The organism is Ruegeria sp. SCP11, from assembly GCF_040329455.1.
GTDB classification, from domain to species: Bacteria; Pseudomonadota; Alphaproteobacteria; order Rhodobacterales; family Rhodobacteraceae; genus Ruegeria; species Ruegeria atlantica_E.
On sequence record NZ_JBDZYG010000014.1, the window covers coordinates 72767 to 97213 of the forward strand.

19 protein-coding genes are annotated in these 24447 nt (G+C 57.7%); 5 read left to right on the forward strand and 14 right to left on the reverse strand.

Features of this window, described 5'->3' with window-relative positions; all coding sequences use genetic code 11:
• Positions 1 to 30: 30 nt before the first annotated feature.
• Genes fusA through rpsL form a run of 3 tightly spaced genes read right to left on the reverse strand, consistent with a single transcriptional unit; the run spans position 31 to position 3024 of the window.
• Positions 31 to 2148, reverse strand: coding sequence for an elongation factor G (gene fusA, locus ABLN94_RS19370; protein WP_352995582.1), 2118 nt, complete (start codon positions 2146 to 2148; stop codon positions 31 to 33).
• Positions 2149 to 2166: 18 nt separating this feature from the next.
• The gene (gene rpsG, locus ABLN94_RS19375; RefSeq protein WP_039529242.1) at positions 2167 to 2637 is read right to left on the reverse strand and encodes a 30S ribosomal protein S7; all 471 of its coding nucleotides are present in this window, start codon (positions 2635 to 2637) and stop codon (positions 2167 to 2169) included.
• A 15-nt stretch (positions 2638 to 2652) separates the two neighbouring features.
• A complete protein-coding gene (rpsL, locus tag ABLN94_RS19380; RefSeq protein ID WP_005621086.1) occupies positions 2653 to 3024 on the reverse strand; it encodes a 30S ribosomal protein S12 in 372 nt (123 codons plus the stop codon).
• A 396-nt stretch (positions 3025 to 3420) separates the two neighbouring features.
• Here rpsL and ABLN94_RS19385 point away from each other — a divergent pair, with 396 nt between their 5' ends.
• Entirely contained in the window at positions 3421 to 4227 is an 807-nt protein-coding gene (locus tag ABLN94_RS19385; protein WP_352995587.1) for a putative rhamnosyl transferase, read from the forward strand.
• Here the strand turns inward: ABLN94_RS19385 and ABLN94_RS19390 are convergent.
• The 5 genes from ABLN94_RS19390 to rplJ form a co-directional block, all read right to left on the reverse strand.
• Positions 4212 to 5081 (reverse strand): DMT family transporter, encoded by an 870-nt coding sequence (locus ABLN94_RS19390; protein ID WP_352995589.1) that lies wholly within the window; start codon positions 5079 to 5081, stop codon positions 4212 to 4214. The two genes, ABLN94_RS19385 and ABLN94_RS19390, sit on opposite strands and share 16 nt — an antisense overlap.
• A 524-nt stretch (positions 5082 to 5605) precedes the next feature.
• On the reverse strand, positions 5606 to 9847 hold the full coding sequence (rpoC, locus tag ABLN94_RS19395; protein WP_170495557.1) for a DNA-directed RNA polymerase subunit beta': 4242 nt from the start codon (positions 9845 to 9847) through the stop codon (positions 5606 to 5608).
• A gap of 52 nt (positions 9848 to 9899) precedes the next feature.
• Positions 9900 to 14036 (reverse strand): DNA-directed RNA polymerase subunit beta, encoded by a 4137-nt coding sequence (rpoB, locus tag ABLN94_RS19400; protein ID WP_352995592.1) that lies wholly within the window; start codon positions 14034 to 14036, stop codon positions 9900 to 9902.
• Between the two features lie 250 nt (positions 14037 to 14286).
• A complete protein-coding gene (rplL, locus tag ABLN94_RS19405; RefSeq protein ID WP_008204003.1) occupies positions 14287 to 14661 on the reverse strand; it encodes a 50S ribosomal protein L7/L12 in 375 nt (124 codons plus the stop codon).
• A 79-nt stretch (positions 14662 to 14740) separates the two neighbouring features.
• Entirely contained in the window at positions 14741 to 15259 is a 519-nt protein-coding gene (gene rplJ, locus ABLN94_RS19410; protein WP_170455059.1) for a 50S ribosomal protein L10, read from the reverse strand.
• Between the two features lie 395 nt (positions 15260 to 15654).
• Here rplJ and ABLN94_RS19415 point away from each other — a divergent pair, with 395 nt between their 5' ends.
• Both ABLN94_RS19415 and ABLN94_RS19420 read left to right on the forward strand, forming a co-directional pair.
• Entirely contained in the window at positions 15655 to 16644 is a 990-nt protein-coding gene (locus ABLN94_RS19415) for an aminoglycoside phosphotransferase family protein (protein ID WP_352995595.1), read from the forward strand.
• A gap of 136 nt (positions 16645 to 16780) precedes the next feature.
• Positions 16781 to 17821 carry a Hint domain-containing protein gene (locus tag ABLN94_RS19420; protein WP_352995598.1) on the forward strand — a complete coding sequence of 347 codons (1041 nt, stop codon included), beginning with the start codon at positions 16781 to 16783 and terminating at the stop codon, positions 17819 to 17821.
• Between the two features lie 77 nt (positions 17822 to 17898).
• Here ABLN94_RS19420 and rplA read toward each other — a convergent pair whose 3' ends face one another.
• Both rplA and rplK read right to left on the reverse strand, forming a co-directional pair.
• Positions 17899 to 18597: a 50S ribosomal protein L1 gene (gene rplA / locus ABLN94_RS19425; RefSeq protein ID WP_170407486.1), complete on the reverse strand. Its 699-nt coding sequence runs from the start codon at positions 18595 to 18597 to the stop codon at positions 17899 to 17901.
• Position 18598: 1 nt separating this feature from the next.
• Positions 18599 to 19048, reverse strand: a complete 450-nt coding sequence (gene rplK / locus ABLN94_RS19430) for a 50S ribosomal protein L11 (RefSeq protein ID WP_010440985.1) — start codon at positions 19046 to 19048, stop codon at positions 18599 to 18601.
• A gap of 308 nt (positions 19049 to 19356) precedes the next feature.
• On the opposite strand from rplK, the gene ABLN94_RS19435 reads away from it, so the two are divergent.
• A complete protein-coding gene (locus ABLN94_RS19435; RefSeq protein ID WP_352995602.1) occupies positions 19357 to 20217 on the forward strand; it encodes a hypothetical protein in 861 nt (286 codons plus the stop codon).
• The gene (locus tag ABLN94_RS19440; RefSeq protein ID WP_352995604.1) at positions 20214 to 20978 is read left to right on the forward strand and encodes a hypothetical protein; all 765 of its coding nucleotides are present in this window, start codon (positions 20214 to 20216) and stop codon (positions 20976 to 20978) included. Before ABLN94_RS19435 ends, ABLN94_RS19440 begins: the two co-directional genes overlap by 4 nt.
• A 116-nt stretch (positions 20979 to 21094) precedes the next feature.
• Here ABLN94_RS19440 and nusG read toward each other — a convergent pair whose 3' ends face one another.
• The 4 genes from nusG to ABLN94_RS19460 all read right to left on the reverse strand — a co-directional run bounded on the left by nusG (position 21095) and on the right by ABLN94_RS19460 (position 24447).
• Complete coding sequence (gene nusG, locus ABLN94_RS19445) at positions 21095 to 21628, reverse strand: transcription termination/antitermination protein NusG (RefSeq protein ID WP_170328796.1); 534 nt, start codon at positions 21626 to 21628, stop codon at positions 21095 to 21097.
• A 199-nt stretch (positions 21629 to 21827) separates the two neighbouring features.
• Positions 21828 to 22025 carry a preprotein translocase subunit SecE gene (secE, locus tag ABLN94_RS19450; protein ID WP_170495547.1) on the reverse strand — a complete coding sequence of 66 codons (198 nt, stop codon included), beginning with the start codon at positions 22023 to 22025 and terminating at the stop codon, positions 21828 to 21830.
• 81 nt (positions 22026 to 22106) lie between these two features.
• Complete coding sequence (ccoS, locus tag ABLN94_RS19455) at positions 22107 to 22265, reverse strand: cbb3-type cytochrome oxidase assembly protein CcoS (protein WP_170355309.1); 159 nt, start codon at positions 22263 to 22265, stop codon at positions 22107 to 22109.
• Between the two features lie 4 nt (positions 22266 to 22269).
• Positions 22270 to 24447 carry a heavy metal translocating P-type ATPase gene (locus ABLN94_RS19460; protein WP_352995609.1) on the reverse strand — a complete coding sequence of 726 codons (2178 nt, stop codon included), beginning with the start codon at positions 24445 to 24447 and terminating at the stop codon, positions 22270 to 22272.

Below are 24447 nucleotides of genomic sequence, written 5' to 3' on the forward strand. Positions count from 1 at the left end.
CCCGTTACCCGAGCTCCCTCAAATCTTCGCTTATGCGTATTTCGCCTGGATCTCGTCCGAGATGTTCTGCGGAACCGGATCGTAGTGGTCGAACTGCATGGTGAACTGGGCACGGCCCGACGACATCGAACGCAGAGTGTTGATGTAGCCGAACATGTTCGCCAGCGGAACGAACGCGTCGATCGCGATCGCGTTGCCGCGCGGTTCCTGACCAGACACCTGGCCACGACGCGAGGTCAGGTCGCCGATGATACCGCCGGTGTATTCTTCCGGGGTGATCACTTCGACCTTCATGATCGGTTCCAGCAGCTTCGCGCCAGCTTTGCGCATGCCTTCACGCATACACATCCGCGATGCGATTTCGAACGCCAGAACGCTCGAGTCAACGTCGTGGAACTTACCGTCCAGCAGGGCAACCTTGAAGTCGATCACGGGGAAGCCAGCCAGCGGGCCGCTGTCCATGACCGAGTTGATGCCTTTTTCAACACCCGGGATGTATTCCTTCGGAACGGCACCACCAACGATGCGGCTTTCGAACGAATAGCCTTCGCCTGCTTCGGTCGGCTGGATCTCCAGCTTGACTTCCGCGAACTGACCCGAACCACCCGACTGTTTCTTGTGGGTGTAGGTGTGCTCGACAGGCATCGAGATGGTTTCGCGATAGGCCACCTGCGGTGCACCGATGTTCGCCTCAACCTTGAACTCGCGCTTCAGACGGTCAACCAGGATGTCCAGGTGAAGTTCGCCCATGCCCTTCATGATGGTCTGACCCGATTCCAGGTCGGTTTCCACGCGGAAGGACGGGTCTTCGGCGGCCAGACGGGCCAGACCCTGAGACATCTTCTCTTGGTCGCCTTTGGTTTTGGGCTCAACTGCGATCTCGATCACCGGATCGGGGAAGGTCATGGTTTCCAGAACCACCGGATCCTTCGCGTCGCACAGGGTGTCACCGGTGGTGGTGTCTTTCAGACCCGCCAGCGCGATGATGTCGCCTGCAAACGCTTCTTCGATCTCTTCCCGGTTGTTCGAGTGCATCATCATCATACGACCGATGCGCTCTTTCTTACCTTTGGTCGAGTTCAGGATCGAGTCACCCTTGTTCATGGTGCCCGAGTAGATCCGGGTGAAGGTCAGCGAGCCGACGAAGGGGTCGTTCATGATTTTGAACGCCAGGCCCGAGAAGGCCATGTCGTCATCTGCACGACGGGCGATGTCACGAACTTCTTCCTCGTCGCCGGGCTTGAAGCCCATGTAATCAACAACGTCCAGCGGGCTGGGCAGATAGTCGATCACAGCGTTGAGCAGCGGCTGAACGCCTTTGTTCTTGAACGCCGAACCACCCAGAACAGGAACGAACGCGATTTCCAGCGTCCCCTTGCGCAGCAGTTTGCGCAGGGTCGGAACGTCGGGCTCATTGCCTTCCAGGTATTCCATCATCGCGTCGTCGTCCATTTCGACGGCCGCTTCGATCATCTTGCCGCGCCATTCGTCAGCCATGTCTTTCAGGCTGTCGCGGATCGGAGCTTTGATCCAGCTTGCGCCCAGATCTTCGCCCTGCCACAGCCACTCTTCCATGGTGACCAGGTCGATCAGACCTTCCAGCTCGGACTCGGCGCCGATCGGAATACCAACCGGAACAGCGCGTGCGCCGGTGCGGTCTTCGATCATGTTGACGCAGTTGAAGAAGTCTGCGCCGATCTTGTCCATCTTGTTGACGAAAACCATACGCGGAACCTTGTAGCGGTCAGCCTGACGCCACACGGTTTCGGTCTGGGGTTCAACACCGGCGTTTGCGTCCAGAACGCAGACGGCACCGTCGAGAACCGCCAGCGAACGCTCAACTTCGATGGTGAAGTCAACGTGGCCGGGGGTGTCGATGATGTTCAGGCGGTGCTTGGGCGTGTCAGCATGCTGACCATCTTCGGTGCGCTCCCAGAAAGTGGTGGTCGCAGCCGAGGTGATGGTGATGCCGCGTTCCTGCTCCTGCTCCATCCAGTCCATGGTGGCTGCACCATCGTGCACCTCACCGATGTTGTGGGATTTACCAGTGTAATACAGGATACGCTCCGAGCAGGTGGTCTTACCTGCGTCGATGTGCGCCATGATACCGAAGTTACGGTACAGTTCGAGAGGATATTCGCGTGCCATTTGGATAAACCTCTGGGATTACCAACGGTAATGGCTGAAGGCTTTGTTCGCCTCGGCCATCTTGTGGGTGTCTTCGCGTTTCTTGACGGCGGTACCGCGGGACTGAACAGCGTCCAGCAGCTCACCAGCAAGGCGCTCTTCCATGGTGTTTTCGTTGCGGCCACGCGCAGCAGTGATCAGCCAGCGGATGGCCAGTGCTTCGCGGCGCTCGGGGCGCACTTCGACCGGAACCTGATAGGTTGCACCACCAACCCGGCGCGAGCGAACCTCGACCGACGGTTTGATGTTGTCAAGCGCTTCGTGGAACACTTCGACAGGAGCGCGCTTGATCTTGTTCTCAACGCGGTCAAATGCGTTGTAAACGATGCGCTCTGCGACCGACTTCTTGCCGTCGATCATCAGGTTGTTCATGAATTTGGTCAGAACCTTGTCGCCAAATTTGGCGTCAGGCAGGACTTCGCGTTTTTCGGCGGCGTGACGACGTGACATATCAGCCTCTCCTTCTTACTTGGGACGCTTCGCGCCGTATTTCGAACGACGTTGCTTACGATCTTTGACGCCCTGAGTATCCAGAACACCACGCAGGATGTGGTAACGCACACCGGGAAGGTCTTTTACACGGCCGCCACGGATCAAAACAACCGAGTGTTCCTGCAGGTTGTGGCTTTCACCGGGGATGTACGAGATGACCTCGAACCCGTTGGTCAGGCGCACTTTGGCAACCTTACGCATAGCCGAGTTCGGCTTCTTCGGTGTGGTGGTGTACACGCGGGTGCAGACGCCGCGTTTCTGCGGGCACTGCTCCAGGTGCATGGACTTCGAGCGTTTTACTTTGGGCTGCCGCGGCTTGCGGATCAGCTGTTGAATAGTTGGCATTCCGGTTTCTTCCCCGTTTTGCAACACACATGACATGCACGCGCGTTGCGTGCGGTTAAACTTGCTGCACTTATGCGTCCACAAGCGCAAAACCCGCGAACGTTCCCATTCCGAGGTGAACGTCGCGGTTGGTTATCAGAGGACGCGAACGACAAAATTGTCCGGGTCTTGACCAGTCCATTACTGAAATCGGTTTTGGGGCGGCCCCCGGTACCGAGATGACGCGCGTAATAGGGGGAGTCGGCCCGGGTGTCAACAGTGCACCCCATTGCGCGGCAGGCGGGCCGATTTGTGCGGAGTTATCAGGGGGTGGCGGTGATTTCCAGTCGGACAACCGTTGCAGGGCCGAAATCGTCCGGGCATAGTCGGCACACTACGCTGCACCATGGATGAATCATGCAAGTTATCGGCCTGTGCCGCTTTTCCTATCCTGCTTATGGCGGCTTCCAGATCGAGCATGACACGATCGAGGAACGCAGGCAGTATCTCTACAATCCCGCCCGTCTGGAAGAGCGCTTTCGCCTGTTCGAGACCACCACCCTGCCCTGTTTCAAGGAACAGACCGATGAGGATTTTCGGCTCCTCATCGTGATCGGTGAGTGCCTTCCCAAACCCGCGTTTGACCGCCTGCATGACCTGACCGCTGGCATGAAGCAGGTGAAGATCGTCGCTCGTGAGCCGATGCGCCAGCGCAGGGTCATGAAAGAGGTCATAAACGCCGAGCGCGGCACTCCCGATACGCCCTGCCTGCAATTCCGACACGATGACGACGACGCCGTGTCGGTGGATTTCATCGAACGCCTGCGCGGAGCTTTGGAAGATGGCCGGGGACTGATTGAGAAAAGCAGAACCGTCGCCATCGACTATAACAGCGGCTTTCTGGCACGCTTTGGTCCTGACGGAATTCTTGCCAAGCAGAAATTCCAGCCGCTGCTAGGCGTAGCGCTGGGTATGTATGTGCGCGAAGGATGCGACCAGACGATCATGAATTTCGGCCATCACCGGATCGGGAACTTCATGCCCGTGATCAGCTACCCCGATGCCCCGATGTGGGTGCGCACCCTGAACCAGTTCAACGACTCTATTCATGCCCGAAACAACAAGGTCGAACTGCTGCCTCTGCCCCCCGAACAAGAAGGCGAATTCATCGCGCGTTTTGCCATCGACCAAGATGCAGTGCGGCGGGTTCACTCGGCAGGTTGACGCGACCTTGCCCGGAATAGCGTAAACATCCCGGACCCCACTACAAGAGCCGCCCCGAGCATTGTGATGCTGTCCGGCCAGTCTCCGAAAACGATCCAGCCCAGCAAAAGCGCCCAGATCAATCCAGAATACCGGAACGGAGCAATGAACCCGATCTCGCCATCGCGCATGACCACAACGCTGAGCATATACCCTATCAAAATGAAAAACGCCGAGCAGGCAACCAGAATACCGGCCTGTGTCGACACCGGGGACCAGCCTTCGAATACCGACACTATCAGAGCCACCACAGTTATCGACAATGACGTCGCCAGCGTCACCACCATAGAAGGCGCTCTGACCGAAATACGCCGGGTAATTAGATCGCGTGCCGTGATCGACACAACAGATGCGAGAGCGTAAAGCGAATAGATGCTAAAACCGTCAGGGCCGGGCCGGACGATCAGCAGCATCCCCGCAAAACCCAGTGCAATCGCCACCATCCTGCGCCATCCGATGGCTTCCGAGAAAAACACCGCCGCTCCCAAAGTAACCGTCAGGGGCAACGCCTGCAGAACTGCCGTCACATTGGCCAGCGGCATATGCATCAGTGCGGTCAGGAAAAAGAAGGTAACGGCCAATTCACAAAGGCTGCGCAGCGCGATCAGCCATTTATCGTGACGCGGAAACTTCAGGTGCAACGCGCCTAGATGGCGGGCCAGCAGGTAAATCAGAAAACTGGCCAACACGCCGCGCAGCGCGATCAGTTGAAACAGCGGCATCTGCTGGCCAACAATTTTGACTAGAGTATCGTTCACCGTATACGCGGCCATGCTGCCCATCATCAGCAAAGCGCCTTTGAGGTTTGGGGTCATGGCAAGCGGGTCCGTCACAAATCAGTCGGGGCATTGGCCCTTTTGACACTGTCATTGTCAACTCATTCCGACAGACCAGGAAAGCAGTCCGAGACGGGCGCACAGCCTTCGAAGTGATTTCATCCTTTGTCAGGTGTCGGCAGCGAAATAATCATCTTTGGTAGTGGACGGAGAAGTTCTTTAAATTTGGAGAAAAGGCGAGAGATTATTTGCAGCGCAAATATGAAGGCCCAGCGCCAAAGGATATCTCTGCATTTCTATGCGAGTTTAATGAACGAGGGACGGAAGCCATTCCAAACGGCGGTCGCACAGGCAGCCGCCTGCAAGACAAATCAGAATCTGGGCTTCTCATCCGGGTGCATAGAAGTGCGGGAAGGCAATGGACTGATCCGCTTGGAGCCCACACCGTTCTAGGTGTTGATGAAGGAACTTAAATCAGACATCAGATCTGACACCAATTTCGTTCCAACCACAAAAAAGGCCCTGCATTTTCGCAGGGCCTTTCTCTGATTATTTTGAAGCGCTTACTCGCGGCTTTCCGGTGTGTCCACCAGAACGTCCAACTCGTCGCCAACCATGTCGTCTTCGACCATTGGAGCAGCCAGGGCAGCGGCGGCTTCGGCCTCTTCCCGGCGGGCTTCGATCACGACGTTGTCGCGCGACTGGGCAACCTGACGCACGGCCTGGGTCGCACCACCGGTACCGGCAGGGATCAGGCGGCCGACGATTACGTTCTCTTTCAGGCCAACCAGTTTGTCCTTCTTGCCCTGAACCGAAGCTTCGGTCAGCACGCGGGTGGTTTCCTGGAACGACGCCGCCGAGATGAACGAACGCGTCTGCAGCGAGGCTTTGGTGATCCCCAAGAGGATCGGCTCGCCCTGTGCCGGACGACCACCGCGGGCGATGGTCTTCTCGTTGGCTGCGTCGAACTCCTGCTTGTCGACATGCTCGCCCTTCAGCAGGGTGGTATCGCCTGAGTCCAGGACCTCCCACTTCTGCAGCATCTGGCGCACGATGACCTCGATGTGCTTGTCGTTGATCTTCACGCCCTGCAGACGATAGACGTCCTGCACTTCGTCGATCATGTAATCCGCCAACGCTTCGACACCCATGATGGACAGGATGTCATGCGGAGCCGGGTTACCGTCCATCAGGTATTCACCCTTCTGGATGAAGTCCCCTTCGGCGACCGGGATGTGCTTGCCCTTGGGCACCATGTACTCGATGGTCTCCATGGACTCGTCAGCCGGTTCGATGCTGATGCGGCGCTTGTTCTTATAGTCGCGGCCAAAGCGCACGTAACCATCGGCTTCTGCGATAATCGCGTGATCTTTCGGACGACGCGCTTCGAACAGTTCGGCCACACGCGGCAGACCACCGGTGATGTCCTTGGTTTTGGCGCCTTCACGCGGGATACGCGCAACAACGTCACCAGCTTCGACTTGCTGACCGTCTTCGACCGACAGAATCGCATCCACCGACATTGGATAGTGAACCGGGTTGCCCGCGTCGTTGCGGACCGGCTCGCCATCTTCGCCAACCAGAATGATCTCGGGCTTCAGGTCGCTGCCTTTGGGGGCAGCGCGCCAGTCGATCACGATCTTCTGGGTCATACCGGTTGCTTCGTCGGTCTCGTCACGGACAGCAAGGCCCGAAACAAGGTCGACGTATTTCGCGGTACCGGCTTTCTCGGCGATGATCGGCAGGGTGTACGGATCCCACTCGAACAGCTTGTCGCCACGGGCCACTTTGGTGCCGTCCTTGACGAACAGCTTGGAGCCGTAGCCCAGCTTGTGGCTGGCACGCTCTTCGCCATGCTCGTCCTTGATCACCAGCTTCATGTTCCGGCCCATGACCAGGCTTTCGCCTGCGGCATTGATCAGAATCTGCGGGTTCTCGAAGGAAACGACACCTTCCTGGCTGGCTTCCTGGAACGACTGCTGACCACCTTGCGCAACACCACCGATGTGGAATGTACGCATGGTCAGCTGTGTACCGGGTTCACCGATGGACTGCGCGGCGATGATGCCGACAGCCTCACCCGTGTTCACCATGGTACCGCGTGCAAGGTCACGACCGTAGCAGGTGGCACAGACGCCTTCCTCGGACTCACAGGTCAGAGGCGAGCGAATGCGCATCGACTGAACACCTGCTTCGTCGATGGTGTCAGCCATACGTTCGTCGATCAGCTGACCAGCAGCGACGATCACCTCATCGGTGCCCGGACGCAGAACATCGTCAGCTGCCACACGGCCCAGTACGCGCTCGGCCAGCGAGGCAACAACCTCACCATCGTTTACAGCGGCTTCGGCAGTGATCGCACGCTCGGTCCCACAATCGATCTCACGAACGATACAGTCTTGCGCCACGTCCACCAGACGACGGGTCAGGTAACCCGAGTTCGCCGTCTTCAGAGCGGTATCCGACAGACCCTTACGGGCACCGTGGGTCGAGTTGAAATACTCGAGAACGGTCAGACCTTCTTTAAAGTTCGAGATGATCGGCGTCTCGATGATGTCACCGTTCGGCTTGGCCATCAGGCCGCGCATACCGCCAAGCTGTTTCATCTGAGTGACCGAGCCACGCGCACCGGAGTGGGCCATCATGTAGACCGAGTTCGGTTCCTGCTCGGAACCATCCTCTGCCCGATCCGACGACGAAATCGTCGACATCATGGCCTCGGTGACGCGGTCGTTACACTTCGACCAGGCATCGACAACTTTGTTGTACTTTTCGCCCTGAGTGATCAGGCCGTCCATATACTGCTGTTCAAAGTCCTTCACTTGACCGCGGGTGTCATCGACGATGCCCCACTTGTCATTGGGGATGACCATATCGTCCTTGCCGAACGAGATGCCTGCCTTGAACGCTTCTTTGAAGCCCATCGACATGATCTGGTCACAGAAGATCACCGACTCTTTCTGACCGCAGTAACGGTAGACGGTGTCGATCACCTGCTGCACTTCTTTCTTCCGCAGCAGGCGGTTGACCAGCTCGAACGGCGCTTTGTTGTTCATCGGCAGCAGAGCACCCAGACGCAGACGGCCCGGCGTGGTTTCATACCGCTTCTGAACTTCGTTGCCTTCGTCGTCGATCTGCGTGATCCGCGCGGTGATTTTCGAGTGCAGATGCACCTCACCCGCGTCCAGCGCGTGCTGAACTTCTTCGATCGACCCAAAGACCTTGCCTTCGCCCGGCATGCCTTCGCGTTCCAGGGTCACATAGTAGAGACCCAGGATCATATCCTGCGACGGAACGATGATCGGTGCGCCGTTTGCAGGCGACAAAACGTTGTTCGTCGACATCATCAGAACACGGGCTTCCAGCTGGGCCTCAAGGCTCAGCGGGACGTGAACCGCCATCTGGTCACCGTCGAAGTCGGCGTTAAAGGCCGAACAGACCAGCGGGTGCAGCTGGATGGCTTTACCTTCGATCAGAACCGGTTCGAACGCCTGGATGCCAAGACGGTGCAGCGTTGGCGCACGGTTCAGCATGACAGGGTGCTCGCGGATCACCTCGTCGAGGATATCCCACACTTCGGGGCGCTCTTTCTCGACCAGTTTCTTCGCCTGTTTCACGGTCGAAGACAGACCCTTGGCTTCAAGGCGCGAGTAGATGAACGGCTTGAACAGTTCCAGCGCCATCTTCTTGGGCAGACCACACTGGTGCAGCTTGAGTTCCGGACCGGTCACAATGACCGAACGGCCCGAGAAGTCGACGCGTTTACCCAGAAGGTTCTGACGGAAGCGACCCTGTTTACCTTTCAGCATGTCGGACAGCGATTTCAGCGGACGCTTGTTGGCACCGGTGATCACGCGGCCACGACGGCCGTTGTCGAACAGAGCATCCACGGATTCCTGCAGCATCCGCTTTTCGTTGCGGACGATGATGTCAGGCGCGCGCAGCTCGATCAGACGCTTCAGACGGTTGTTCCGGTTGATAACGCGGCGATACAGATCGTTCAGATCAGACGTCGCAAAACGGCCACCATCCAGCGGAACCAGCGGACGCAGTTCCGGCGGAATGACCGGGATCACGGTCATCACCATCCACTCAGGCCGGTTGCCCGACTCGAGGAAGGATTCAACAACCTTCAGACGCTTGATGATCTTCTTGGGCTTCAGCTCGCCGGTTGCTTCGGCCAGATCAGCGCGCAGCTGCTCGGCTTCGGCTTCCAGATCGATCTGGGCCAGCATCTCACGGATGGCTTCGGCACCGATATTGGCGGTGAACGCGTCCATGCCATAGGCATCCTGCGCATCCATGTACTCTTCTTCGGTCAGCATCTGGCCGTAGGTCAGGTCGGTCAGACCGGGCTCGATAACGACATAGTTTTCAAAGTACAGAACGCGTTCCAGATCGCGCAGCGTCATGTCCAGCATCAGACCGATGCGGGACGGCAGCGATTTCAGGAACCAGATGTGGGCAACGGGCGCGGCCAGTTCGATATGGCCCATACGCTCGCGGCGGACTTTCTGCAGGGTGACTTCCACACCGCATTTCTCGCAGACAACGCCGCGATACTTCATCCGCTTATATTTGCCGCACAGACATTCGTAGTCTTTGATCGGGCCAAAGATGCGCGCGCAGAACAGACCGTCACGCTCGGGCTTGAACGTCCGGTAGTTGATGGTTTCGGGTTTCTTGATCTCACCATAGGACCAAGACAGGATCCGTTCAGGGCTGGCCAGCGAAACCTTGATCTCGTCAAAGACTTTCGGCGGTGTCAGCGGGTTGAACGGGTTGTTGGTGATTTCCTGGTTCATTTTGATACCTCAAATTTTGCGGAAGGGGGGACGGGAGGAAGGGCCGAGGCCCTTACTCCTCAACCTCCGCATCCAGGAGTTCCATATTCAGGCCGAGGCCACGGACTTCTTTAACCAGAACGTTGAACGATTCCGGTACGCCCGCTTCAAAGTTATCCTCGCCCTTGACGATCGACTCATAGACCTTGGTCCGGCCGGCGACGTCATCCGATTTCACGGTGAGCATCTCCTGCAGGGTGTAGGCGGCGCCGTAAGCTTCCAGAGCCCAGACCTCCATCTCTCCAAAGCGCTGACCACCGAACTGCGCCTTACCACCCAGCGGCTGCTGGGTAACCAGGCTGTACGGACCGGTCGAACGCGCGTGGATCTTGTCATCCACCAGGTGGTGCAGTTTCAGCAGGTACTTGATGCCCACGGTCACCGGACGTGCAAATTGCTCACCAGTACGACCGTCGAACAGAACCGACTGACCGCTTTCCGAGAAGCCAGCGCGCACCAGCGCGTCGTTGACGTCAGCCTCTTTGGCGCCGTCAAAGACCGGGGTAGCGATCGGAACACCGCGGGTCACGTTGCCCGCAGCCTCGATCAGGCCATCCTCGTCCAGACCGGTGATGCCTTCTTCGTAGACATCTTCGCCATAGGCCAGCTTCATCGCTTCGCGAACCGGGGTCAGGTCGCCGGAACGGCGGTATTCACCCAGAGCGTCGTCGATGTTCAGGCCCAGACCACGCGCGGCCCAACCCATGTGGGTTTCAAGGATCTGACCGACGTTCATACGCGACGGCACACCCAGCGGGTTCAGACAGAAATCAACCGGCGTACCATCGGCCAGGAATGGCATGTCTTCCATCGGAACAACCTTGGAGATCACACCTTTGTTCCCGTGACGACCGGCCATCTTGTCGCCCGGCTGCAGTTTGCGCTTCACGGCGATGAAAACTTTGACCATTTTCATCACACCCGGCGGCAGGTCATCGCCGCGACGGACTTTCTCGACCTTGTCCTCGAAACGGGCGTCCAGAGCACGCTTTTGCACTTCGTACTGCTCGTTCAGAGCTTCGACGATCTGTGCGTCCTGCTCGTCTTCCAGCGCCAGCTGCCACCACTGACCACGGGTCAGGGTTTCCAGCAGGTCCTCGGTGATCACCGACCCTGCCTTGACGCCTTTCGGGCCTTTGACAGCGGTTTTACCCAGGATCAGGCCTTGCAGACGCGCATAGATGTTGCGGTCCAGGATCGCCAGCTCGTCGTCCCGGTCACGGGCCAGACGTTCGACTTCCTCACGCTCGATCTGCAGCGCACGCTCGTCTTTTTCGACGCCGTGACGGTTGAAGACGCGGACCTCAACGACAGTCCCGTAATCACCCGGCTTCACACGCAGCGAAGTGTCGCGCACGTCAGATGCTTTTTCGCCAAAGATGGCGCGCAGCAGCTTTTCTTCCGGGGTCATCGGGCTTTCGCCCTTCGGAGTGATCTTGCCGACCAGAATATCGCCCGGCTCAACATCCGCGCCGATGTAAACGATGCCCGCCTCGTCGAGGTTGCGCAGCGCTTCTTCACCGACGTTCGGGATATCGCGGGTGATCTCTTCCGGGCCCAGCTTCGTGTCACGGGCGGCGACTTCGAATTCCTCGATATGGACCGAGGTAAAGACGTCGTCACGCGCGATACGTTCCGAGATCAGGATCGAGTCTTCGTAGTTGTAACCGTTCCACGGCATGAATGCGACGACCACGTTCTTACCCAGAGCCAGTTCACCCATATCGGTCGACGGACCGTCGGCAATGACTTCGCCCTTCTGGACGGTGTCACCCACCTTGATCAGCGGACGCTGGTTGATGCAGGTGTTCTGGTTAGACCGCTGGAATTTGCGCAGACGATAGATGTCAACGCCAGCGTCGCCCAGTTCCAGATCTTCGGTGGCGCGGATAACGATACGCTGGGCATCGACCTGGTCGATGATACCGGCGCGTTTCGCCTGGATCGCAGCACCCGAGTCGATGGCGACCTTTTCCTCGATCCCGGTACCGACCAGAGGCGCTTCGGCGCGCAGCAGCGGAACCGCCTGACGTTGCATGTTCGAGCCCATCAGAGCACGGTTGGCGTCGTCATTTTCAAGGAACGGGATCAGCGATGCAGCGACCGAGACCAGCTGTTTCGGCGACACGTCGATCAGGTCCACATTCTCACGCGGGGCGAGGGTGTAGTCACCGGCCTGACGGGTCGAAACCAGATCGTTGATGAACTTGCCATCGGCGTCCAGAGTCGCGTTCGCCTGCGCCACGGTGTGACGCATTTCCTCGGTCGCGGACATGTAGTGAACCTCATCGGTCACCTCGGCATCTTTAACGACGCGGTACGGTGTTTCGATGAAGCCATACTTGTTCACACGGGCAAAGGTGGCCAGCGAGTTGATCAGACCGATGTTCGGACCTTCCGGCGTTTCAATCGGGCACATCCGGCCATAGTGGGTCGGGTGAACGTCGCGCACCTCAAAGCCCGCACGCTCACGTGTCAGACCACCGGGGCCAAGCGCCGAGAGACGGCGTTTGTGGGTCACTTCCGACAGCGGGTTGGTCTGGTCCATGAACTGCGACAGCTGCGACGAGCCGAAGAATTCGCGAACAGCAGCCGCGGCAGGCTTCGCATTGATCAGGTCTTGCGGCATGACAGTGTCGATCTCGACCGACGACATACGCTCTTTGATCGCGCGCTCCATGCGCAGCAGGCCAACGCGGTACTGGTTCTCCATTAGTTCGCCGACCGAACGCACACGACGGTTGCCGAGGTGGTCGATATCGTCCACGTCGCCTTTACCGTCACGCAGTTCCACCAGCGCCTTGATGCAGGCCACGATGTCTTCGCGGCGCAGGGTGCGCAGGGTGTCCGGCGCATCCAGAGCCAGACGCATGTTCATCTTCACGCGGCCAACGGCGGACAGGTCATAACGCTCGCTGTCGAAGAACAGGGTGTCGAACAGAGCCGACGCAGCCTCGACGGTGGGCGGCTCACCCGGACGCATAACGCGGTAGATGTCCATCAGCGCGCTTTCACGGTTCAGGTTCTTGTCCTGAGCCATGGTGTTGCGCATGTAGGGGCCGACATTGACGTTGTCGATGTCCAGAACCGGGATGTCGGTGATACCGGCATCGATCAGTTCCTTGACAGTGCCGCCGATCAGGTCGCCATCCTTGTCATATTCCAGGGTCAGTTCATCACCGGCTTCGACATAGATCGCACCGGTTTCTTCGTTGATGATGTCCTTGGCGACAAATTTGCCGACGATGTTATCGAACGGGACCAGCAGGTCGGTGACGACGCCTTCTTCGATCAGCTTCTTGACCGCGCGAGGCGTGACTTTCTTGCCGGCTTCAGCAATCACTTCCCCGGATTTCGCGTCGATCAGATCATAGGTGGGACGGGTGCCGCGGACACGCTCGGGGAAGAACGGTGTGACCCAACCCTTCTTCTTGTCCAGCGAGTACGACACGGTGTCGTAATACGCGTCCATGATTGCTTCCTGATCCAGACCCAGCGCATAGAGCAGGGTTGTCACAGGCAGCTTACGGCGACGGTCGATACGGGCGAAAACGATGTCTTTGGCGTCGAACTCAAAGTCCAGCCAGCTGCCGCGATACGGGATGATACGGCAGGCGAACAGCAGCTTGCCCGAGGAGTGGGTCTTGCCCTTGTCATGGTCAAAGAACACACCGGGCGAACGGTGCATCTGGGACACGATCACACGCTCGGTGCCGTTCACGATGAACGTACCGTTCGGTGTCATCAGGGGCATGTCGCCCATGAACACGTCCTGTTCTTTGATGTCTTTGACCGATTTCGCACCGGTGTCCTCATCGACATCAAACACGATCAGACGCAGGGTCACCTTCAGCGGCGCGCTGTAGGTCATGTCGCGCTGCATGCACTCTTCGACGTCATATTTGGGTTTTTCCAGATCGTATTTCACGAACTCCAAAACGGAAGTTTCGTTGAAATCCTTGATCGGGAAAACCGACTGGAACACACCTTTGATGCCTTCGCCGTCAGTGGGCTGGTCAGCATCGCCGGAGCGCAGGAAAAGATCATAAGAAGATTTCTGGACCTCAATGAGGTTCGGCATCTCCAGCACTTCGCGGATTTTGCCGTAATATTTACGAAGACGTTTCTGGCCAAGGAACGTTTGAGCCATGTCAGATGTCACCTTTCGATGTTCTCAGCGGGCAAAGACACCGTCGGGCCCCGGCATCTTGCACATTCGAGACGACACGTCCGGATCAATTCATGGCCACCGTCCCGAAGGCAGCCTCCCGATCCGCGAACCGCGTCTTAGAAAACGCCCCAACCCATGAGGCCCTTTCTAAGACAGGTTCGGCTGGACCCGGATTTCTCCGGACCCAGCCAAATTTTTCGGCGCATCAGCGATGCACCAGAGACTAAGCTTAGGCCAGCTCGACTTCGGCGCCAGCTGCTTCCAGCTTCGCTTTGACGTCTTCTGCTTCTGCTTTGTCCACGCCTTCTTTGATCTTGCCGCCAGCTTCGACCAGTTCCTTGGCTTCTTTCAGGCCCAGGCCGGTGATGCCGCGAACTTCTTTGATGACGTTGATTTTCGAAGCGCCGGCGTTCTTCAGAACGACGTCGAATTCGGTTTTTTCTTCCTCAGCTGCACCGCCGGCGTCGCCACCAGCAGCCATGACAACTGCGCCGCCTGCTGCGGGCTCGATGCCGTACTCGTCTTTGAGGATGGTTTTCAGTTCTTGTGCTTCCAGCAGGGTCAGACCCACGATGCTTTCTGCGAGTGCTTTCAGATCAGCCATTTTATCAGCTCTTTCCGTTTACAGTGTGTGTTCCAACGTCAGGGTATTCACCCTACGCAGATCATTCAGTGCCAACCGCTTACGCAGCTTCCGCCTTCTCTTCGATGGTGGAAAGGATGCTTGCGATGTTGCTTGCAGGTGCGCCAATCGCGCCGGCGATGTTCGAAGCAGGTGCGCCAATGCAGCCCACGATCGAAGCAATAAGCTCCTCGCGAGACGGCATTTTCGAAACTGTTTCGACGCCTTTGCGGTCCAGAGCGTTCTCACCCATTGCACCACCAAGAATTTCAAAATTCTTGTTATCCTTGGCGAAGTCCTCGGCCACCTTGGCTGCTGCCACGGGGTCCTCGGAATAGGTCAGAACGGTCATCCCTGTCAGCAGGTCGGCCATGCTTGCACACGGCTTACCCTCAAGGGCGATTTTGGCGAGCCTGTTCTTGGCAACACGCACGGAGCCACCCGCGTCACGAGCACGTGCGCGAAGGTCCTGCATCTCGGCAACTGTCAGACCGGCGTAATGAGCAACCACTACGACGCCAGAGCTTTCGAAGATTTGGCCGAGTTCCTCGACCACTTTCTCTTTCTGGGCTCTATCCACAGTTCTCTCCAAGTTAGGGGCGATACCTCACCCCGGCTCATATTTGCCGAGGGGCAAACCCCGGCGTTCAGGTCCGTTATTACGGGATTGGCCAAAATGCGCCCGAGGATCGTGACCCTCAGAATTCTTTGGTCTTACCCGTCTCAGGCAGGGAATTAAGGGGCCGGATGGACCCACCCACCGTCTTGGACGAAACGAAATAAAGCGCACGACGAATCGCACGCTTTACTCCGCAGTTCTCTTTAGGGCAGATGCCGGGAGTTTCCAAGGGGTAAATTGCCCTGATCGAACCTTTGGCAAGAGACCGCATTTGTCAGCGATTGACATGTCCTGCGGGCTGGGGTCCTGTCAAAAACAAACCACTTTGCGATCCTGTTCTGCCCACCTACCCCAGCATGCTGACCCTCACCAAAGATGAACACAAACGCGCCACTGGCTTTGTCGAGGAATTCTCACGCCATTCTGCGGTAGATGGGATATTGCCGTTCGAATGCATCTATCGGTCACATGACTTTCCCGACACGCGCATGGTGCTGCGGATCAAGGGGCCAAGACAGCATTTTGCCCTGAAAATCGACACTGCGTCACCGACATCAGGGCGGTTACAGAAAGAGTTCGACCTCCTGACACGCCTGACGCAAGCATTGGAAAAGCACAAGGCATCGCGGGTGATACGCCCTTGCTATATGTCTCCAGGTTTCATGTTCTTTGTGACAGAGCTCATTGACCGCCCAACCTGCGTTGATGTGATCCACAACAGCCAAGACGACGATCAGGTCGCACAGATTTACCGTCGTGCCGGGGCGTGGCTGCATGATCTTCACAGCGTCCAGCCCTCCAAGGATTATGGCTTTCGTCCACGCTGGATGACCGACGGCATCAACGCTTTGCTAACCGAAGTGCCGCCCCTTATTCGGATGGAAGGTCAGCCAATGGCCGAACGGCTGGAAAGGGATGTTCTGCTGTTAAAAGGCATTCCAGAAACACAGGTGTTTTCGCACGGGGATTTCCACGGCCAAAACCTGCTTGTCGGTCAAGGTGAGATGATTGGTCTGGATTTCACCGAGGCCCGAGAAAAGCTGGCAGTCTATGACATCGTCGACTTCTTTAAGTCGGACATTTTCCGAGATGCGGACCCCTCGGACATCGACCGCAGCGGTATCGTGAAACACAACAAGGACATGTTCTTTCGGCTCTACCGACATCCGATTCATATGGAAATTTTGGATTTCTGCGTTCGTGGGCGTCTTTTGAAAGACTGGCTGTCCCTTTGGCAGACCACGCACGTCTGCAGCACCTACGAGGAAAGCAGGCGGCAGCGCCTGGGCGACCGACTGCGGATCGCGTTCCGAAACGATTTAGTTTGCGCAACTGGGCCAAGTTAACGCAATTGTGTGAAATTCCCTGTAAACAACAACATTGACTAAGGCAGCCTAACCCATTCTCTTAATCGCAGAGGGAAGCCCGAGTTTGCAGTGTTTGGGCCCGCCATAACAGGTATCAGGAAAGTTAGTCTCAAAGATGGTTCTCCGCAGTTTTTTTGCTCAGGACAGCTCCAGCCTCGTCGCCACGTTTGTTCCCGGTTCAGCCGACTCTAACGACATCGAAGTTGGCGGTTCGATCATCAACAACTCGGACACGCCAAACGGCACGATATTCACCTATTCCAGCGGCACCGGGACGACCGTCACACTGAATGACACAAGTGGCAGCGCGGATGTATTCAACGATGATCAGGAATCCGGCCATGTCATCACAGACGGTGGCGGCATAGTTGCCGACAACGCTCAGGTCGAATCCGAGTCCATCATCACGGTGCGCGCTCTGGACGCGAATGGGAATCAGACCGGCCCCGAGATCGATATCTATGTGTTCTCTCAAAACGGAGACACTCAAGATGTCTGGGGATATGGCACCTCGGCCCCGCTGGAAACCGGAACTTCCTACGTCAAAATCGGCGGCTCAAACGCCGGCAGTTCCAGCTATTCGGACTATATCACCTGTTTTGCTGCAGGTACGTTGATAGAAACCGCAGACGGAGCGGTTGATGTGCAAACCCTTGAACGCGGGCAACTCGTCTGGACCCGGGATGGTGGATTGCAACCGGTGCGCTGGATCGGGACGACCGAGGTTCCTGGCTTTGGCGCCTTTGCTCCGGTGGTAATCGAGGCCGGAACGCTCGGGAACACGCGTGACCTTATGGTGTCGCAAGAACACCGGGTGCTGATCAAGGCGCCCGCGACTGACATGCTGTTCGGATCACCCGAGGTGTTTGTGGCCGCCAAGCATCTTTGCGGGCATTCCGGGATTTCGATCCGCGAAACGGACCGTATCACCTATGTGCATTTCATGTTTGATCGACACCAAATCGTACGGTCGAACGGTGCGCTTTCGGAAAGCTTCTATTACGGAAACAGCGCCAAATACGCGCTGTCCTCCCCTCAGAGGGCCGAAATCAGGGCGCTTTTCCCTTCAATTGAGGACATCACGGATGCCTTCCGGCACACCGCAGTCCCAACAGTCAGTGCGCGTGAAGCCAGCGTGTTGCGCGCCTACCTCTGACAAATGACAGGCCTGAAAGTGAAAAACCCGGGCTGCGTCAGCAACCCGGGCTTCTATTGTAAGCGTGTGCCTAAGGCTTATTCGCCCGCAGCAGCCGCCACGTCCAGAGTCACGCCCGGGCCCATAGTCGAGCTCAGCGCGATTTTCTTCATGTAGGTGCCTTTGGCGCCCGACGGCTTAGCCTTGGCCACAGCCGAGACGAATGCACGGACGTTTTCAGCCAGCTTGGCTTCGTCGAACGACGCTTTGCCAACACCGGCGTGCACGACGCCGCCTTTTTCCGCCTTAAACTGAACTTCGCCGCCCTTGGCTGCTTCCACGGCCGCTTTCACGTCCATGGTCACGGTGCCAACTTTGGGGTTCGGCATCAGGTTGCGGGGTCCCAGAACCTTACCCAGACGACCGACGATCGGCATCATGTCCGGGGTTGCAATGCAGCGATCGAATTCGATGGTGCCGCCCTGGATGGTTTCCATCAGGTCTTCTGCGCCAACGATATCTGCGCCTGCTTCTTTTGCTTCGTCAGCCTTGGGGCCACGAGCAAAAACAGCAACGCGCATCGCTTTACCGGTGCCGTTCGGCAGGCCGACAACGCCGCGAACCATCTGGTCTGCGTGGCGGGTGTCAACGCCCAGGTTCAGTGCGATTTCGATGGTCTCGTCGAATTTCGAGGTTGCGTTGGCTTTGACCAGGGCAACTGCTTCTTCGACCGACAGGTTTTCCTTGCCGGCGACAGCTTCGCGCGCAGCGCGGGTACGTTTACCGAGTTTTGCCATCTTACTTCACCTCGATGCCCATGGAGCGGGCCGAGCCCAGGATGATCTGCATTGCGCCTTCGACGTCGTTGGCGTTCAGATCTTTCATTTTGGCTTCGGCGATTTCGCGAACCTGCTTCGAAGTCACGGTTGCCACGGTCTCACGACCGGGGTTCTCCGCGCCACGAGGACGGTTACGCTTGCCAACCGGCTTCAGACCAGCTGCTTTTTTCAGGTAGTAAGACGCGGGCGGCGTCTTGATGTCCATGGTAAAGGACTTGTCCTGATAATAGGTGATCACGGTCGGGCACGGAGCGCCGGGCTCCATGTCTGCGGTCTTGGCGTTGAACGCCTTGCAGAATTCCATGATGTTGATGCCGCGCTGACCCAGCGCCGGACCAACTGGCGGCGACGGGTTCGCCTGACCTGCAGGAACCTGCAGTTTCATTGTACCAGCAAGCTTCTTGGCCATTTGGTTTTCCTTTCAACTTAGGTAGGACGCGTCCCACCCAGATTTTGTTGCGTGGTCCGATCCGGGATCGCGATCCCAGCAACCTCCCACGAGAGAATCTCGCCCGAAGACGATAGAGGCGGCGTTTATATTGGAACGGAGTGGTTGGCAAGTGGCTGCCTCCATATTCCACGTAAACCTCTTTGCACCAAAATCAGCTCCGATAACCGGCGTCGGCACACGATACAAAAATCTTTAAAGGGTTAAGTTGCTTAAGAAACAGAGGCGGGTATCTTGGGACAACGTATCTCAAAGAGGGGCGGTCTGGGATGGCATCATCTCGACTAAACAAAGGGCTACTGATCTGCGTTCTTCTCGCGATGTTGCCAGGCTGCGGCAGCAAGGCGCAAGATCAGAGCTCGGAGTCTGAAACATCCACACAAACCGACAGCGCCGGTAAGTCCTCTTCAGTTGCCGCAACAGGAATTGATCCAGCCACCTATGCCGGTCGGTTTCAGATCAAACTGACCAAGGAAGCCCCGCTGCGCGATATTCCCGTTCCCTTCACCGTCTACGGTGGTCTGGAAGAATCCAGCTCGACCCGTTTGCGATTGAGGGCCTTCATTGATTTGCGCGGATTACAGGAAAAAGCGCCCCAGATACTGACAGGCCCCCTAGAAGAAAGCTGCAAACGTCAAATATATCTCGAGGTCCGAGATGTCACCGCTATAGACGAAACCGTAAAGGTCGAGGGGTCAGCCCGCGCACAGTTTACGCGGTGTAACCGGCGCGAAGAACCTGGAATTCGCTATTTTGGGACCACAGTGGATGCCGTTGCTGTCGCTAGAGCGGAAGTTAAAGGCCAATGCCTGACATTCAGCATCGAAAGCGTTGACCTTAGCCCGCGCGGTTTCATCGGAGCCGTCAGCAATCTCTTCGGCCTGACCAATCGTATTAACGAGGCCGTACTGGAAAAGGGTGGAGAGTTTTTGGCCAAGCATCCGGTTTGCCCACCACTGCCCGAAGAATTCAGTGTGCTCGACCCGATTTATGAGTCCGGTGGCACACGTGAGATCGCTCCCGGCGGGATGGGAGCTGCTGTCGTCGGATCGGCTGACGTCAGCGCGGAGACGATAGTCAAAGTCCTCGGGGGGCTTAAGGAGCTTGGCGTATTGGAGTTTGCTCAATGAGGCTTTGGTTAATCATCCCGGTCTTAATGGCAGCCGTTCTGGGCGCCCGAGCCCCATACGCACAACAGGTGAACTTTGTTATTGACGCGACATTGCCGGTTCGCGAGACGGAGTTGCCCTATCAGCTAAATCTGAACCTGACTGCCGTTGCCCCCACACGGATAGGAGTTGGAGCCCTGCTCGACCTGCGGGAAATGCAGAAAATTGTTCCGGAAAAACTGGCTGACAACGCGATAATCGACAATTGCGGTCTGCAAGTCAGACTTGATGACATAAGCTTTAGGGCCAAGGATGATGCTATCGATCTAGACGGTGAAGTAACTGTCACGATCTTCGAATGCAGCCGAACCAGCGAACGCGACTTTCAGCGAGGCCAGGAAAAGAATGCCATCCTGGCCAATATGTCCACCGAAGCCACCGTCGAATTGCGCGACAATTGTGCCTACTTCAAACTAATCGATCTCACGCTTACCGCACCAGAAGCGCAGCGTGAACAGGTTCTGGAAGACGATACACTCGAGTCCGTAAAAGAGTTGATGTTGGCCGCTGTGGATCTTGTACTCAACGAAACCCCATTGTGTCCTGAATTGCCTTCAGAACTCGCGTCACTCGATCCGAAGTACGAGAAAGGCGGCCCGCGCGAGATCGGAGAGGGGGGTCTTGGTGTTTTTCTAGACGGTTCTGTAGATGTTAGCCCTTCGACAATCCTCGACATTCTTACTGTTCTTCAGCAACAGGAACTGATCCCCGGTCGGCCATAACAAAGTAAACTGTCGTGGCGATCGTCCCTCGGCGACCGGTCGCAATAGAAGCTCTCCAATAAAAACGCCGCGGTGCTCGTGGCATCGCGGCGCTGAAAAGCTTGCTGAAGTGGCTATTAGCTCTGCTTCGTAACCTGCGTGAAGTCCAGCTCGACGGGGGTCTCCCGGCCAAAGATCGAAACCGAGACTTTCAGCTTCTGGTTCTCGTCGTCCACGCCTTCGACCATGCCGTCGAAATCCTCGAACGGGCCGTCGTTGACCTTGACCTTCTCACCGACCTCGAAGGTGATCATCAGCTTGGGCGCTTCTTCACCTTCCTGCACGCGGTTGAGGATCTGGTTCACCTCGGCGTCGCGCATCGGCATCGGGCGACCCTGCGGGCCCAAGAAGCCGGTGACGCGGTTGATCGAGTTCACAAGGTGATAGCCCTGATCGGACATTTCCATATGCACCAGCACGTAACCGGGCATGAAACGACGTTCGGTCGTAACCTTCTTGCCCCGGCGCACTTCGATCACCTCTTCGGTGGGCACCAGAACCTCGTCGATGTCGTCCTCAAGGCCCTGCTCGGCCACGGACGTGCGGATCTGCTCTGCGATCTTCTTTTCGAAATTCGAAAGAACGCTGACCGAGTACCACCGTTTCGCCATGAACCTGTCGTCCTTGTTTGCCTTAGGCAGCCCTGAGTGCCGGACATGCCGTCATTGAAATCCTATCGCATCACCCGGAATAAAAAGCGGCGCACAGCCCGAATCGCCGCACGCCCATTCCGAATAGTACCGCGTCAACTACTCTGACATTGCGCGCTGTGCAAGGGGGCAGTGGCGTTTCCGCCCTGCCCTAACCGACTTAGCCAAACATGCCGAGGATCAGTTGCAGACCACCGCGAATGCCCAGATCGACCAGCGCAAAGAATACGGCTGCCAGCGCCGCCATAATGAACACCATGACCGTGGTTAGCAGCACCTCGCGCCGGGTCGGCCAGACGACCTTTGCAACTTCGGCACGGACTTGCTGAATGAACTGGATCGGATTCATAGTTGCCATTTGGCTTGGTTCTCTCTGCTAGCGGATAGGCCGGACATAACCGGGCATTAAGGCAATTTCAAGGGCGCTCAGCGCAACGTGTCAGGGCTTGGGCTTGTCGTCCCATTCATCGCTGAGGATACGCCGCGCGTCGCCTTCGGGATCGTCATACTGGTTCGAGCGGACCGTGTACACGAAGGCCACAAGGCCAACCCCGCCCAGAAACAGGGAAATAGGTATCAGATAGGCCAGAACTTCCATCGGTTTACCTTAGACGCAGGGCGTTCAGTGACACGGTAATCGACGAGGTCGACATCGCCAAAGCCGCGATCAACGGTGTGGCCAGGCCAGCGACGGCCAGCGGCACCGCGATGATATTATAAACGGTGGCGATGCGAAAGTTCTCGCGAATCCGCTTGGTCGCTTTGACGGCCGTTTCGCAGGCATCGGCAATCGGGGCCAGATCATTGCCTAGCAGCACGATATCCGAGGCCACCCGCGCCGCATCCAGCGCCGAGGCTGGCGAGATCGACACATGTGCCGCCGCAAGTGCTGCAGTGTCGTTCAGACCGTCACCGACCATCAGCACGTGGCGGCCCTCGTTGCTGAGATTCTGCACGCGAGCGGCCTTATCCTGCGGCAGGGCTTGCGCGACCCAGTTTTCAATACCCAGTTTCGCCGCCAGCGCCTGAACCGCGCCCTGAGTGTCGCCAGAGATCAGGATAACCTCTTTGCCCGCATCCCGGAACGCCAGAACCGCCTCGGCTGCACCAGGGCGCAGGCTGTCCGAGAACAAGAACGCCACAGGCACCTGCCCCGCGACCGACAACCATGCCGCTGTCTGGTCGCCTTCTTCCGCGCCGGTCCAAGCCGCGCGGCCCAGACGTACACGTTGACCGTGATGAATGCCCTCGGTGCCATATCCCGGCACTTCCGTAATCTCTTGCAGACGGGCCGGTTTTATCCCTGCGTCCCGCGCGGATTTGGCCAGAGCAACGGACAATGGATGAGACGATGCCTCGGCCAGCGCCAGTGCCACCTCGAGATCGGCGCGCGAGTGATCGCCCAGATTGGTCAGTTCTGGCGCGCCTGAAGTCAGCGTGCCGGTCTTGTCGAACACCACAGTATCGACCTCGGCCAAACGCTCCAAAGCGGTGGCGTGTTTGATCAGCATCCCTTTATGGAACAAGCGCCCTGAAGCAGCGGTTGTTACTGCTGGCACCGCCAGCCCCAATGCGCAGGGACAAGTGATGATGAGCACAGCGGCTGCGATGTTCAGCGCGGTGCGGATATCGCCGGAATAGATATACCAGCCCAGGAAGCTGAGTGCTGACAGAATATGCACACCCGGCGCGTAGAGTTTGGCTGCCTTGTCCGCCAAAGAAGTGTACCGAGACCGGCCGGATTCCGCGATGGCGACCAGATCGGCCATACGGTGCAGCGAAGTGTCTTCACCCACCGCCGTCGCACGGATCGTCAGGGGGCCAGTTAGGTTAACCTCACCCGCGCTGACGGTCAGGCCCGCTTCGGCGAAGACAGGCAGGGTTTCCCCGGTCAGCAAGGACCGGTCGAGTTCGGACTGGCCGGAGACAATTTCGCCGTCCACGGGCATTCGACCGCCGGGCCGGACGAGGACCAAATCGCCAACAGCCAGCGAGGCTACAGCCACCTCTTCCTCAACCCCGTCTACCACCTTGATAGCCCTGGGCACTTCGAGCGCCGTGAGTTCCTCAGCCGCAGATCGCGCGGCGGCGCGGGTGCGATAGTCCAGATAGCGACCAGCCAAAAGGAAGAATGTCAGGGTCAAAGCCGCATCGAAATAGGCATGCTCACCGCTCAGCGCGGTTTCCCAAAGCGACGTGATCAGCGCCAGCAGAATGGCCAGCACAATCGGCACGTCCATGTTCAGGCGTCGAACACGCAAAGCCGACCAGGCGTTCGCAAAGAAGGGCTGCGCAGAAAAGGCAATCGCCGGCAGCGCAATCGCCGCCGAGATCCAGTGGAACATGTCTCGCGTCGCGTCTGAGGCTCCTGACCAGACCGATACCGACAGCAACATCACATTCATTGTGGCAAACCCGGCCACCGCTAGCCGCATCAGCAGATCACGCCCGGCCTTGTCCGCCTGCGTGGCCGACAACGCACCGGGGTCCAACTCATGTGCTTCGAACCCCGCGCGTTCCAGCACCGGGATCAAATCGACGGCGCGCAGATCGGGCGCGGCTTTTACCATCGCACGTTTGAGGGTCAGGTTGACCCGCGCGTCCTCGACCCCGGGATGGGCATTCAACTCGCGCTCGACCGTCGCGATACAGGCCGAGCAATGAATGCCCGGCAGCGACAGTGCGATCTGCACATCCTCGGGCACCGGCCGCGCTGGTTCCGCCGGGCTAGCAATGCATCCCGGACAGGCTGCGGTGCCAGAGGTCAGCTGCGCCGTCAT